A 13,817-nucleotide genomic window follows, 5' to 3' on the forward strand; every position below is an offset into this window, starting at 1 on the left:
TCTCCTTGGTGTTCGAGGTCGTGTCGGAGGGGACGGGGGTGTCCCCGTCCCCTCCGATACTGCACTTCGTTACTGGTGGTGGCGTTACTGGTTCTTGAGCTGCTCGACGACCTGGTCGTACTGCGGCGCGTTCATGAAGTTGCCGACCGACACGTGCTGCGCGTTCGGGTTCTTCTGCTTGGCGCGGTCCGTCAGCTCTTCCTGCGTGATGATCAGGTCCTCGTCACCGGAGAGGTTCGCGATCGCCTTGTTGGAGACCGTGACCCCCTCGATGCCCGCCTTCTTGATCTTGTTGCGCAGGACGCTGGCGCCCATCGCACTCGAGCCCATACCGGCGTCGCAGGCGAAGACCAGGTTCTGGACCCTCGTCGCAGTGGCGGTGGTGCCCGACGCGGCGGCCTCTTCGGTGCTGGCCGGGGCGTTGCCGCCGAGCAGACCCGCGGTGGCCGAGTTGACGTCGCGGCCCTTGTTCGCCTGGAGCTTCGCCATCGCGGCGCTCATGTCCCCGCCGCCGTTCGCCAGGTCGCGCTTGCGGCTGGCGAGCAGGAAGAACGACGAGACCGCGAACGACACCGCGGCGGACAGGACGACCGACAGGATGACACCGAGGAAGCTGTTGCGCTCCGTGGCACCGAGGACGGCGAAGATCGACCCGGGCGATGCCGGAGCGACGAGGCCGGACTGGAACGCGACGTTCGTCGCGACGCCCGTGGCACCACCGAGGATGACGGCGATGAACAGGACCGGCTTCTGCAGCACGTACGGGAAGTAGATCTCGTGGATGCCACCGAAGAACTGGATGATGATCGCGCCGGGAGCGGTCGAGCGGGCGATGCCGACACCGAAGAAGGTGAAGGCGAGGAGCAGACCGAGGCCGGGTCCGGGGTTCGCCTCGAGCAGGAACAGGATCGACTTGCCGGACTCCTGGACCTGCTGCGCGCCGAGCTGGTCGAGCACACCGTGGTTGATCGCGTTGTTGAGGAAGAACACCTTGGCCGGCTCGATGATGACGCTGGCGAGCGGCAGCAGCGAGTGCTGGACGAGGAAGTTCACGGCGTCGCCGAGGCCCTCGGCGATGAGCTTGAACAGCGGGGCGAGCCAGAAGAACCCGGCCATCGCCAGACCGAAGCCGAGGATGCCGGCCGCGTAGTTGTTGACGAGCATCTCGAAGCCGGGCTTGATCTTGCCGTCCCAGATCTTGTCGATCTGCTTGATGAGGTACGCACCGAGCGGTCCGCAGATCATCGCGCCGAGGATCATCGTGGTGCCGTTCGCACCGATGATGACGCCCATGGTCATGATCGACCCGACGACGGCGCCGCGGGTCTCGTAGACCATCCGGCCGCCCTGGATCGCGATCGCGAGCGGGATGAGGTACGTCAGGATCGGCCCGACGAGGCCGACGTTGGCGACGCCGCCCGTCTCACCGAAGCCGCCGAGGATGCCCACGGGCGTCCAGCCGGTCTCGATGAAGAAGGCCGTGATGATGCCCCACGCGATGAAGATCGCGATGTTGGGCATGACCATGCCGGAGAGGAACGTGCCGAACTTCTGAACGGCGACGCGTGCGCCGCCCCGCGACTTCGCGGGTGCGTCGGGCGCTGCAACGGACGACGTTGTCATGTGCGGTGACTTTCTGTGTGGTGGGACTGCTGCGGTGTGAAGGGGTGGTGGTGCTGGGTGGATCAGACGGCGTGCGCGGCCGCTGCGGCGGACTTCGCGGCCGCCGCCGTGGACGCGGCGAGTGCCGCCTGGGCCATCTCGCGGGCCTGTTCGAGCGTGTGCTGACCGAGTTCGGCGCGCACGTCGGCCAGGGCCGCGGGGGTCATGGAGAGGGTGGTGGCGCCGAGGCCGACGAGCACGACGGCGAGCAGCGGGTCGGCGGCGGCCTCGCCGCAGATGCCGACGGGCTTGCCCGCGTCGGCACCGGCCGCACCGAGCTGCGCGACGAGGCGCAGGACGGCGGGGTGCCACGGGTCCTGGTAGGACGCGACGGTGCCGAGCATGCGGTCGGCGGCCATCGTGTACTGGGTCAGGTCGTTCGTGCCGATCGACACGAAGTCCGCGTTCTGGAAGACCTGTTCGGCCATCAGCGCGAGCGACGGCACCTCAGCCATCACGCCGGCGGTGCGGATGCCGAGCTCGCGGGCCAGGGTGACGAAGTACTCGGTCTCCTCGGCGTCGGCGACCATCGGGGCCATCACCCAGAGGTCGGCCTCGGTCGCGGCGTCCGCCTGGGCCAGTGCGACGAGCTGGTCGCGCAGCACCTCGGGGTGGTTGCGCAGCGCACGGAGTCCGCGACGACCGAGCGCCGGGTTCTCCTCGTCCTTGTCGGTGAGGAACGGCAGCGGCTTGTCGGCGCCGGCGTCGAGCGCACGGACGACGACCTTCTTGCCCGGGAACGCGGCGAGGAGCTGACGGTAGGACTCGGTCTGCTCGTCGACGGTCGGCGCCTTCGGCGAGTCGAGGAAGAGGAACTCGGTGCGGAAGAGCCCCACGCCCTCCGCACCGAGAGCAACGGCACCCGCGGCGTCGGCGGGGCTGCCGAGGTTCGCGAGCAGGGGCACGACGTGGCCGTCGGCCAGGGCACCGGCGGTGAGCGGTGCTGCGGCCGCGGCGAGCCGGTCAGCGATGCGCTGCTCGACCTCGGCCACGAGCGAATCGGACGGCTCGGTGACGACCGTGCCGGCGACGGCGTCGACGACGATCGACTGACCGTCGACCAGGTCGTCGGCTCCGGTGACGCCGACGATCGCGGTGATGCCCTTGGCACGGGCGAGGATCGCGGTGTGCGAGGTCGGGCCGCCGTCGCGGGTGACCAGCGCGAGGACCTTGTCGAGGTCCAGCAGAGCGGTGTCGGCCGGGGCGAGGTCACGGGCGACGAGGACGAACGGGGTGTCCGACTCGGGCACGCCGGGGGCGTGCACACCGCGGAGCTTCGCGATGATGCGCTGGGCGACGTCGTCGAGGTCGGCTGCGCGCTCCCCCATGTAGCCACCCATGCCGACGAGCAGGTCGCGGAACTGGGCGAACGCCTCGTACACGGCGCGCTCGGCGTTGGTGCCGCCGTCGATGCGCGTGTGCACGTCGTCGAGCAGGGTCGGGTCCTGCGCCATGAGCGCCTGCGCCTCGAGCACGGCCTGGGCGTCGCCGCCGGCGAGCTGTCCGCGCTTGTTGAGGTCCTCGGCCACCGTGGCCAGTGCGTCGTGCACGGCCTGCTTCGCGTCGTCCGCCGAACCGGTCAGGGCGTCCTTCGACGGTTCGCCGAGCGGGTCCGCCATGCGGAGCACGGGGCCGTGGGCGACGCCACGACCGACGCCGGTGCCGAGCAGTTCGGACATTCGAGACTCCTTCATCTCACACGCGCTTGCGGTGGGGTGTTCGTTCGGTGCGCGCACGGCTGAGACGGGACCCCGCCGGTGCGGCTGAGCAGCACACTACCCCGATCCGCGTTGACAAACAAACACATCCGGGGATAAAAATGCAGAAACAGATGCCCGTTTGCGTCTGGCGGCCAACCGCTCCGGCTCGGTTCCGTCAGGTTCGTGCCCGGACATGTCCGTTCCGTTCCGACCAGGAGACGACGAGGTCCGATGTACGCACCAGAACGCCACCAGCGCATCGTCGAGCAGGCGCGCGCGCAGGGGCGGGTCGACGTCAAGGACCTCGCCGAGCTGCTCGAGGTCACGCCCGAGACCATCCGCCGCGACCTGACGAGCCTCGAGCGCCGCGGGTTGGTCCGACGCGCCCACGGCGGCGCGATCCCGGTCGAGCGGATCACGATCCACCCCGGCGTCGGCGACCGCGGCGGCATCAACCAGGCCGAGAAGATGGTCATCGCCGAGGCCGCGCTCGAGGAGCTGCCGGAGAACGGCTCGGTCATGATCGACGCGGGCACCTCCACCATCTGCCTCGCCGAGATGCTGCCGACCGACCGCGGACTCACCGTCGTCACGCACTCGCTCCCCGTCGCGATGGCCGTCGCGAACCGCCCGGGCATCGACCTGCACCTGCTCGGCGGCAACATCCGCAGCGACTCCCTGGCCGGCGTCGGAACGTGGACACACCAGCTCATCGGCATGGTGAGCGTCGACGTCGCCTTCGTGAGCATCAACGGGATCACGCCGGAGCGCGGCCTGACGACCCACAACATGGCCGAGGCCGCCGTGAAGTCGGCGATGATCAAGTCCGCCCGCCGGAGCATCCTGCTCGCCGACCACACCAAGTTCGGCCGTGAGGAGTTCGGCCGCGTCGCACCCCTCGCCGCCATCGACACGATCATCACCGACCCCGCCGTCAACCTCGACCTGGTCCGCGAGGTCGAGGCCGCCGGCACCGAGGTGTTCTGGCCCGGTCGACCCTGACCGCTCGCCCGACCCGCCCATCCGGCGCTCGCTAGCATGAGCGCACCACCCATCGACAGGAGTACATCGATGTCCGAAGCCACCCGCACCGTGACCGTCGCCAGCGCGTCCGGCCTGCACGCGCGCCCCGCGTCCCTCTTCGTCCAGACCGTGACGGCCTCCGGCCACCAGGTCACGATCGCCAAGGGCGACAAGTCCGGCAACGCCGGCAGCATCCTCGCCCTGCTCGGCCTGGGCATCGAGAACGGCGACGAGGTCAGCCTCACCGTGACCGGCGACGACGCCGAGACCACCGCCGACAGCCTGGTCGAGTTCCTGCAGACGGACCACGACGCGGCCTGATCGCGCGGATCCGACGGACGGGAGGCACGGTGCCAGCTGGCACCGTGCCTCCCGTCCGTCATGCGGCGGCCCCACTGCTGCTGCCGGGCCCGCTCCGTCCGTCCCGCCGTCCGGCTCCCGCCGGGGTTCCGAAATCTCGTCATCTCGGCGTCGCGCGCGTCGGTCTGTGGAACCTCGGCGAACGGCACGCGGCGCGTCGTGGAACCTCGACCCGGTGCGGTCCGCAGGCTGTCGGCGCCCGCCGATAAGGTGGTCGGCATGACACGCCTGCGCCTCGCATCCGTCAACGTGAACGGCGTCCGCGCCGCCTTCCGCAAGGGCATGGGCGACTGGCTCGCCACCCGCGACGTCGACGTGCTCGCCCTGCAGGAAGTCCGTGCGTCGAGCGAGGACCTGGCCGGTCTGCTCGGCGACGAGTGGGACATCGTGCACGACCCGGCGACCGCCAAGGGCCGGGCCGGCGTCGCGATCGCCTCGCGACACTCCGCCCAGATCCACCGCGTCGCCCTCGGACCGGACGAGTTCGACTCCGCCGGCCGGTGGCTCGAGGCCGACTACGAGATCGGCGGCACCACGGTCACGGTCGTGTCCACCTACGTCCACTCGGGCGAGGTCGACACCCCCAAGCAGGACGAGAAGTGGAAGTTCCTCGACGCCATGACCGAGCGGCTGCCCGCCCTCCGCGCGCACAACCCGCTCGCCGTCGTCGTCGGTGACCTCAACGTCGGGCACGACCAGCGCGACATCAAGAACTGGAAGGGCAACGTCAAGCGAGCGGGCTTCCTGCCGCGCGAGCGTGCCTACTTCTCGCGCTTCTTCGGTGCCGACGGCGAACCGGTCGAGGGCGCCGACGGCTCGACGGGGCAGGGGCTCGGCTGGGTGGACGTCGGGCGTGCGCAGGCCGGCGACGTCGAAGGGCCGTACACGTGGTGGTCCTGGCGCGGCCAGGCGTTCGACAACGACACCGGCTGGCGCATCGACTACCAGATGGCCACGCCGGACCTCGCGGCGAAGGTCACGGAGTACACGGTCGACCGCGCCGCGGCGTACGACCAGCGATGGTCCGACCACGCTCCCGTGGTCGTCGACTACGAACTCTGATCCCCACTCCTTGCGCTCCACCTGACCCACAGGAACACCACCATGACCAAGACCCGCATCTTCTCGGGCATCCAGCCGTCCGCCGGCTCGCTGCACCTCGGCAACTACGTCGGGGCGCTCATGCAGTGGCGCGACCTGCAGGACGACTTCGACGCCATCTACTGCGTCGTCGACATGCACGCGATCACCTCGCCGCAGGACCCGGCCGAGCTCCGCGCGAGCACCCGCGCGACGGCCGCGCAGTACATCGCGTCGGGCATTGATCCGACGAAGTCGACGCTGTTCGTGCAGTCGCACGTGCCAGCCCACGCCGAGCTCGCCTGGGTGCTCAACACCCTCACCGGGTTCGGTGAGGCGAGCCGGATGACCCAGTTCAAGGACAAGTCGGCGCGGCAGGGGTCCGAGGCCGCGTCGGTCGGGCTCTTCACGTACCCGGTCCTGATGGCCGCCGACATCCTGCTGTACGACACCAAGGTCGTGCCGGTCGGAGACGACCAGCGCCAGCACGTCGAGCTCACCCGCGACCTCGCCGGACGCTTCAACTCGCGGTTCGGCGACACGTTCGTCGTGCCCGAGGCCCGCATCGGCACCGAGACGGCGCGCATCTACGACCTGCAGGACCCGACGAGCAAGATGAGCAAGTCGGCGGCGTCCGACAGCGGCCTGATCCGGCTGCTCGACGACCCGAAGCGCACCGCGAAGAAGATCAAGTCGGCCGTCACCGACGACGAGCGCGAGATCCGCTCCGACCGGCAGGCGAAGCCGGGTGTGACGAACCTGCTCGCGATCCTGTCCGCCTTCAGCCGGACCCCCGTCGCCGAACTCGAGGCATCGTTCGCGGGCAAGGGCTACGGGGACCTCAAGGGCGCGGTCGCCGACGCCGTCGTCGCCGAGCTCGAGCCGGTCCGCACCCGCACGCTCGAGCTGCTCGACGACCCAGCGGAACTCGACCGGCTGCTCGCCGTCGGCGCGGACCGTGCCGAGTCCATCGCCCAGGAAACCCTGGCGCGCGTGTACGACCGGATCGGGTTCGTCCCGCGCTCGCGCGGCTGACCGTGCTGCCGGTCACGCTGGAGTCCGCCCGGGTCCGACTCGACGTCCCGACCCGGGCGGACACCGCGGCGATCACCGACGCCTGCCAGGACCCGGACATCGTCCGCTGGACGACGATCCCCACGCCGTACCGCGAACAGGACGCACGGACCTTCGTCGACGCCCTGGTCGGTCCTGGCTGGGCGTCGGACCGCGAGTACACCTGGGCGATCCGTCGCAGTGGGTCCTCCTGGCTCGAGGGGATCATCGGGTACCGCACGGCCGGCCGCGACCTGGGGTTCTGGCTGGCGCCCTCGGCCCGCGGCGCCGGCTTGATGCACGATGCGGTCGAGCTCGTCGTCGACTGGGCCGTCGCCGACGGGGCTCCGGACGTCTACTGGGAGTGCTACGAGGGGAACACAGCGTCGGCCGCGGTCGCCCGCAACGCCGGGTTCTCGTTCACCGGCGTCGGGCCCGCCCGGATCCCCGGACGCGACGGCGGCCCGACGACCGCCTGGACCGCCCTGCGCCGTGCCGACGGCACGCCCGCATCGGACCTCTCGTGGCCCGACGCTCCGTGACGCAACGCCTCGTGACCCGGTCCCGCATGACGCCGCGTTCCCGACGATGACGCGTCACCGATCCACCGCCGGTAGGCTCGATCCGTGAGCGACACGGCACGACCCACCGAGGTCCGGGCGATGCGCCGCGGGCTCGAGCTCGCGGCCCTCGGGCCCGTCGTGGGCGACCACGCACGGGTCGGCGCGGTGATCCTCTCCCCCGCTGGCGACGTCCTCGCCGAGGGGTGGCACAAGGGTGCAGGAACCCCGCACGCCGAGGTCGACGCGATGGCGAAGGTCGATCCGGCACAGCTGCGCGGCGCGACGGCCGTCGTCACCCTCGAACCCTGCAACCACACCGGCCGCACCGGCCCCTGCGCCGTCGCCCTGATCGAGGCCGGGGTCGCCCGTGTCGTGTACGCGATCGACGATCCGGGCGCGGACGTGCACGGCGGTGCCGACCGACTCCGCGCCGCCGGGGTCGACGTCGTGTCCGGTGTGCTCGCCGACGAGGCCGAGGCGTTCCTCGAACGGTGGCTCCTGTCGGTCCGCCTCGGACGCCCGTGGGTGACCGTGAAGTGGGCCTCGAGCCTGGACGGCCGCGCCGCGGCTGCCGACGGGACGAGCAAGTGGATCACCGGCGCCGCAGCCCGACAGCACGTCCACGAGCAGCGTGCCGCGCACGACGCGATCCTGGTCGGCACCGGCACCGTGCTCGCCGACGACCCGAGCCTGACCGCTCGGGGTGACGCGGGCGAACTCCTCGCCGACCAGCCGCTCGCGGTCGTGCTCGGTGACCGCGCCGTCCCAGACGACGCCGCGGTCCGGCGACACCCCCGCGGGCTCGTGACACTGCCGGGGCACGACCTCGCCGCCTCGCTCGCCGCCCTGCGTGGGCACGGCGTGCACTCGGTGTTCGTCGAGGGCGGCCCCACCGTCGCGTCCGCGCTCATCGCCGCCGGGCTCGTCGACGAGTACCTCGTGTACGTCGCCCCGATCCTGCTCGGCGGGCCCCGGGTCGCCCTCGATGACCTCGGGGTGGGAAGCATGTCCGGGCGTCGGCGGTTGGACGTACTATCGACCACCAGCCTGGGCCCTGACCTGCTGGTCCGAGCCCGACCGCAGCGCAGCGCGACAGCGCAGCCACAGGCAGCGCCACTACAAACAGTGCCACCACAGACAGCGCAGCAGCAGACACCGCAGCAGCACGACGCAGCACCCGGGTTCGGAGACGACGGGCCCACGAACGACCGGAGCACCCCATGACCGACGCGCTGACCTCCTCCACCCCGGGCAGCCCCGTCCAGTTCGAGGTGTCGACGAACGTCCCCACCACCCACGGGACGTTCCAGATGCGCGCCTACCGCGACCTCGTGACCGGCGCCGAGCACGTCGCGATCATCGGCGCGCTGCCCGACGGGTCCGCCCCGTCCGACAGCGCCCTGGTCCGCGTGCACTCCGAGTGCCTGACCGGCGAGGCGTTCGGCTCGCTGAAGTGCGAGTGCGGGCCCCAGCTCGACGCCGCACTCGATACCATCGCTGCCGAGGGCGGGGTGGTGGTCTACCTGCGCGGGCAGGAAGGACGCGGCATCGGGCTCATCAACAAGCTCAAGGCCTACCGACTGCAGGAAGACGGCCTCGACACGCTCGACGCCAACCTGGCGCTCGGGCTGCCGGCCGACTCCCGTGCGTACGGCGGCGCCGCGGGCATCCTCGCCGACCTCGGGATCACCCGCGTGCGACTGCTGTCGAACAACCCCGAGAAGCGTCGCCAGCTCGAGGAGCACGGCATCACCGTCGAGTCGCTCGTGCCGCTGGTCGTCGGAGTCTCGGCGCAGAACGCCGGCTACCTCGACACCAAGCGCGACCGGATGGGGCACCAGCTGCCCGCGCACCTCGAAGCCGGGGCGGGCGCAGGCGCCAACAGCTGACTCAGGGCTGATTCGCAGGTGGGCGACATCTGTCGTACCATGTTGTCTTCCGTCACAAGCGGTCCCCCACCAACCGAACGCACCCGATCGGTGCCCGCGCCACCCTGCGCGAACCGATCGGTGTCCGCCGTTTCGGGTATCCGTGCTCCCTGCCAGGAGCGCGCACCACGGAAGACCACACGACACCCATGACCGCCGCACCGGCACCAGCAACCCCGACCTCAGCTCCGGCACCAGCAGGCAACCCACGCTCGCGCGTCGTCATCGCCAGCCTCGTCGGCACCTCGATCGAGTTCTACGACTTCTACGTCTACGCGACGGCCGCGGTCCTCGTCTTCCCGACCCTGTTCTTCCCGAACGAGGACCCCACGGCATCGCAGCTGTCGTCGTTCGTGACGTTCGCCCTCGCCTTCTTCGCGCGACCGATCGGGTCGATCATCTTCGGGCACTTCGGTGACCGGGTGGGCCGCAAGACCACACTCGTCGCGTCGCTGCTCGTCATGGGCACCGCGACGTTCCTGATCGGCTGCCTGCCGACGTTCAGCACCATCGGCGTGTGGGCGCCGGTCCTGCTCGCCGTGATGCGCTTCGCACAGGGCGTCGGCCTCGGCGGCGAGTGGTCCGGTGCGGCACTGCTCGCCACCGAGAACGCCCCCAAGGGCAAGCGCGGCGTCTTCGGTTCGATGCCGCAGCTCGGCGCTCCGATCGGCTTCCTGCTCGCGAACGGCCTGTTCATCGCGATCAACGCCGCGATGCCCGCCGGCGCCGACGGCACCCCGAACGCCGACTTCCAGGCGTGGGGCTGGCGCATCCCGTTCCTCCTCTCCGCGGTGCTCGTCATCGTCGGGCTGTACGTGCGCTTCAAGCTCGTCGAGTCGCCGGTGTTCCGCGGCGTGCAGGAGTCCGGCACGGTCGCGAAGATCCCGCTGGGCCGGGTGTTCCGCACCTCGTGGAAGGCGCTCATCGTCGGCACGTTCGGCATGGTCGCGACGTACGTCCTCTTCTACTTCATGACCACGTTCACGCTGTCGTACGGCACCACCGGTGCCGAGGCCGGTCCGCTCGTCCCGAAGGTCGGCCTCGGCTACAGCCGCGGCGAGTTCCTGACACTGCTCATGATCGGCGTCGTGTTCTTCGGCATCTTCACCCCGATCGCCGGCATCCTGGCCGACAAGTTCGGGCGCCGGAAGACCCTCATCCCGACCACGATCGGCATCGCACTGTTCGGCCTCACGTTCCAGTTCTGGTTCGCGGCGTCCCAGGGTCCGATCACGGTGGTGACGTTCCTGATCGTCGGGCTGTCCCTGATGGGGCTGACCTTCGGGCCGATGGGGGCCCTGCTGCCGGAGCTGTTCCCGACGAACGTCCGGTACACCGGCTCGGCGATCGCGTACAACGTCGCGTCGATCCTCGGTGCCTCGCTCGCACCGACGATCGCCCTGGCGCTGTGGCAGGCCGACGGCAACATCTTCCTGGTCGGGCTGTACCTGACGATCGCCGCCGTCGTGACGCTCGTCGCGCTGCTCTTCGTCCGCGAGACGAAGAGCAAGGAGTTCGCGGACGCCTGAGACGCGACCACCTGACGGACGGGCGCGCCCTGCGCAACGCTTCGCGTTGCCGCTGAGCAGGGCGCGCCCGTCCGTCGTGCGCGCACGCCCACTTCCCGGCGCAAGACGCCGTCGCACCAGCCTGTCCGTCAACTCAGGTTGACAGTTGTCGGCACGTCAATGTAGGTTGACACCCATGGACCGACCGACCATCACGAGCCTCGCGGCCGGAGCCTCCGGGGACGACCCGTTCTCCGCCCTCGCCAACGTGCGCGAGCTCCGCCGTGAACTCGACCGGACCGAAGAGCTCGCTGCCCGCGCCGCCCGCAACGCCGGGGCGTCGTGGCAGGAGATCGCGACCCTGCTCGGTGTCAGCCGACAGGCAGTGCACAAGAAGTACGGCAGAAACTAGGAACACGATGAGTCTCCCCTTCGCGCGCCCCAAGACGACCGACGGCCCCCGCGCCACCTTCGGCCGCCTGTTGTCCTACCTGTTCGAGAACAAGCCGGCGATGGTCGTCATCATCGTGCTGAGCATCCTCGGCGCCGGGGCGTCGCTCGCGCAGCCGCTGCTCGTCAACCAGGTCGTCACGGCAGTGCAGCAGGGCAACACGCTCAGCACGCTCGTCTGGCTGCTCGTCGGGCTCGTCCTGGTCGCCGGCGTCCTGAACGGTGTGCAGCACTTCCTGCTGCAGCGTGCGGGCGAGGGCGTCGTGCTCTCCACGCGCCGCAAGCTCATCGCCCGCATCCTCAACCTGCCGATCTCGGAGTTCGACACCCGTCGCACCGGCGACCTGGTGTCCCGGGTCGGCAGCGACACCACGCTCTTGCGCGCCGTCCTGACCCAGGGCCTGATCGAGTCGATCGGCGGGGCCCTGACCTTCATCGGCGCGATCATCGCGATGGCGATCATCGACCCACTGCTGCTCGTCATCGTGGTCGTCATCGTCCTGATTGCGATCGTCGTCGTCGGCGGGCTGAGCAGGCGCATCCGGGTCGCGTCGAAGCGTGCGCAGGAGAAGGTCGGCGACCTGACCGCGGCCGTCGAGCGCGGCATCGGCGCCGTCCGCACCATCCGGGCGGCCGGTGCCACCGAGCGCGAGGTGCACGAGGTCGACGGACACGCGACCGAGGCCTACCGGCGCGGCCTCGACATCGCGAAGATGTCCGCGTTCGTCGTGCCCGTCGCGAGCATCGTCATGCAGGTGGCGTTCATCGCCGTGCTCGGCGTCGGCGGCGCGCAGGTCGCTGCGGGCACCATCACCATCGCCACGCTCATCACGTTCATCCTGCTGCTGTTCATGATGATCATGCCGCTCGGCCAGGCGATGGGTGCCGCCGTCGCGGTCGCCCAGGCGCTCGGCGCGCTCGGCCGGATCGAGGAGATCCTGCACCTGCCGACCGAGGCGCAGGACGACGCCGCCGCGCGGCCCGCCGCCGCGGTCGCCTCCGACGACGCCATCACGTTCGAGCACGTCACGTTCCGGTACGCGGCTGCGGCGGATGCGTCCGGTCCGGACGGCGCCGTCGCGTCCGGCGCGGTGGATCGACCGGGAGGCCCGGATCGCCTCGCCGACGAGCGTCCGGCCGACGACGTGGTGCTCCACGACGTGTCGTTCCGCGTTCCCCGCGGCTCGCGGGTGGCACTCGTCGGTCCGTCGGGTGCTGGCAAGTCGACGACCCTCGCCCTGATCGAGCGGTTCTACGACCCCTCCGAGGGCGTCATCCGGCTCGGTGGCATCGACGTCCGGGGCATGGACCGCCAGGAGCTCCGCGCCCAGATCGGCTACGTCGAGCAGGACGCCCCGGTGCTCGCCGGCACCATCCGAGCAAACCTGCTGCTCGGTTCGCCGGACGCGACCGAGGACGACTGCGTCCGCGTGCTCGAGGCGGTCAACCTCGGCGAGGTGCTGCACCGCGACCCCCGCGGTCTCGACGCCCAGGTCGGCGAGGACGGCGTGATGCTCTCCGGCGGCGAGCGTCAGCGGCTGGCCATCGCCCGCGCCCTGCTCGCCGCTCCCCCGATCCTGCTGCTCGACGAGTCGACGTCGTCGCTCGACGGCGTGAACGAGCAGAAGATGCGACTGGCGATCGACGCCGTCGCCGAGGACCGCACCCTGCTCGTCATCGCGCACCGGCTCTCCACGGTGGTGGACTCCGACGTCATCGTGGTGCTCGAGCACGGCCGGGTCGTCGGCGCCGGCACGCACTCCGAGCTCGTCGAGTCGACGCCGCTCTACCGCGACCTGGCGAAGCACCAGCTGCTGGTCTGAGACCGGGTGCCGCCACACCTCCGGCGGCGGGGTGGCGGGTGCGTCAGAGCTGTGCGCCTCCGGGGTTCGCGAGCCCCTCGTCCATGTCGCTGCGGTCGACGTGCCCGCCGGCCGCTCGGACGTCGTCGAGCGCGCGGGCGCTGCGGTCGTCGTCGACGCCGGCGACCAGGTCCTCGTAGACCGCGACGTCGATGCCGGCAGCACGGGCGTCGAGTGCCGAGGCCCGGACGCAGTGGTCGGTGGCGATGCCGACGATGTCGACGGAGTGCACCCGGTGCTCGGTCAGGATCTCCGGCAACGGCACACCCGCCTCGGTCCGTGCCTGGAACGCCGAGTAGTCCGGCGTGCCCTGGCCCTTGAAGACGTCGACGTCGATCAGCTCGGTGTCGAGCTCCGGGTGGTACTCGGCGCCCGGTGTGCCGGCCACGCAGTGCACCGGCCACGTGTCGACGAAGTCGGGCCCCTCGGGTCCGGCGAAGTGTCCGCCGTTGTCGTCGTCGCCGTGGTGCCAGTCGCGGGAGCCGACGATCAGGTCGTACTCCTCGGCGTGCCGGCCGAGGAACGCGCTGATCCGTTCCGCGAGGGCCGCGCCCCCGGTCACCCCGAGTGCACCGCCCTCGGTGAAGTCGTTCTGGACGTCGACGACGAGGAGAGCCCGTGCCATGGG

The 13,817-nt window shown here is 70.6% G+C and carries 12 protein-coding genes and 1 pseudogene; 10 read left to right on the top strand and 3 right to left on the bottom strand.

Going from position 1 to position 13,817, the window contains the following annotated elements:
* Positions 1-84: 84 nt before the first annotated feature.
* The gene (locus ABH929_RS06245) at positions 85-1,623 is read right to left on the bottom strand and encodes a PTS mannitol transporter subunit IICB (RefSeq protein WP_404560513.1); all 1,539 of its coding nucleotides are present in this window, start codon (positions 1,621-1,623) and stop codon (positions 85-87) included.
* Positions 1,624-1,685: 62 nt separating this feature from the next.
* Entirely contained in the window at positions 1,686-3,341 is a 1,656-nt protein-coding gene (ptsP, locus tag ABH929_RS06250; protein ID WP_404560514.1) for a phosphoenolpyruvate--protein phosphotransferase, read from the bottom strand.
* Between the two features lie 252 nt (positions 3,342-3,593).
* Between ptsP and ABH929_RS06255 the strand changes: the two genes are divergently transcribed.
* The 10 genes and pseudogenes from ABH929_RS06255 to ABH929_RS06300 all read left to right on the top strand — a co-directional run bounded on the left by ABH929_RS06255 (position 3,594) and on the right by ABH929_RS06300 (position 13,150).
* Positions 3,594-4,364, top strand: a complete 771-nt coding sequence (locus ABH929_RS06255; RefSeq protein ID WP_222658067.1) for a DeoR/GlpR family DNA-binding transcription regulator — start codon at positions 3,594-3,596, stop codon at positions 4,362-4,364.
* Between the two features lie 69 nt (positions 4,365-4,433).
* The gene (locus ABH929_RS06260) at positions 4,434-4,706 is read left to right on the top strand and encodes an HPr family phosphocarrier protein (protein WP_111086640.1); all 273 of its coding nucleotides are present in this window, start codon (positions 4,434-4,436) and stop codon (positions 4,704-4,706) included.
* 258 nt (positions 4,707-4,964) lie between these two features.
* A complete protein-coding gene (locus ABH929_RS06265; RefSeq protein ID WP_248704479.1) occupies positions 4,965-5,807 on the top strand; it encodes an exodeoxyribonuclease III in 843 nt (280 codons plus the stop codon).
* 42 nt (positions 5,808-5,849) lie between these two features.
* Positions 5,850-6,860, top strand: a complete 1,011-nt coding sequence (trpS, locus tag ABH929_RS06270; RefSeq protein ID WP_111084195.1) for a tryptophan--tRNA ligase — start codon at positions 5,850-5,852, stop codon at positions 6,858-6,860.
* A 2-nt stretch (positions 6,861-6,862) separates the two neighbouring features.
* Entirely contained in the window at positions 6,863-7,420 is a 558-nt protein-coding gene (locus ABH929_RS06275; protein WP_263089878.1) for a GNAT family N-acetyltransferase, read from the top strand.
* 120 nt (positions 7,421-7,540) lie between these two features.
* On the top strand, positions 7,541-8,665 hold the full coding sequence (gene ribD, locus ABH929_RS06280) for a bifunctional diaminohydroxyphosphoribosylaminopyrimidine deaminase/5-amino-6-(5-phosphoribosylamino)uracil reductase RibD (protein ID WP_404560879.1): 1,125 nt from the start codon (positions 7,541-7,543) through the stop codon (positions 8,663-8,665).
* Between the two features lie 29 nt (positions 8,666-8,694).
* Positions 8,695-9,330 (top strand): annotated as a pseudogene (gene ribA, locus ABH929_RS06285) (GTP cyclohydrolase II); the annotation flags it as partial.
* A gap of 188 nt (positions 9,331-9,518) precedes the next feature.
* Positions 9,519-10,898: an MFS transporter gene (locus tag ABH929_RS06290; protein WP_263089876.1), complete on the top strand. Its 1,380-nt coding sequence runs from the start codon at positions 9,519-9,521 to the stop codon at positions 10,896-10,898.
* Positions 10,899-11,073: 175 nt separating this feature from the next.
* A complete protein-coding gene (locus ABH929_RS06295; protein WP_123292166.1) occupies positions 11,074-11,289 on the top strand; it encodes a helix-turn-helix domain-containing protein in 216 nt (71 codons plus the stop codon).
* A gap of 7 nt (positions 11,290-11,296) precedes the next feature.
* Entirely contained in the window at positions 11,297-13,150 is a 1,854-nt protein-coding gene (locus ABH929_RS06300; protein WP_404560515.1) for an ABC transporter ATP-binding protein, read from the top strand.
* Between the two features lie 43 nt (positions 13,151-13,193).
* On the opposite strand, the gene ABH929_RS06305 is transcribed toward ABH929_RS06300, so the two are convergent.
* On the bottom strand, positions 13,194-13,814 hold the full coding sequence (locus ABH929_RS06305) for an isochorismatase family protein (RefSeq protein ID WP_404560516.1): 621 nt from the start codon (positions 13,812-13,814) through the stop codon (positions 13,194-13,196).
* Between the last annotated feature and the right edge of the window lie 3 nt (positions 13,815-13,817).

The sequence above is a fragment of the Curtobacterium sp. AB7 genome, assembly GCF_044909335.1.
Classification (GTDB): Bacteria; Actinomycetota; Actinomycetes; order Actinomycetales; family Microbacteriaceae; genus Curtobacterium.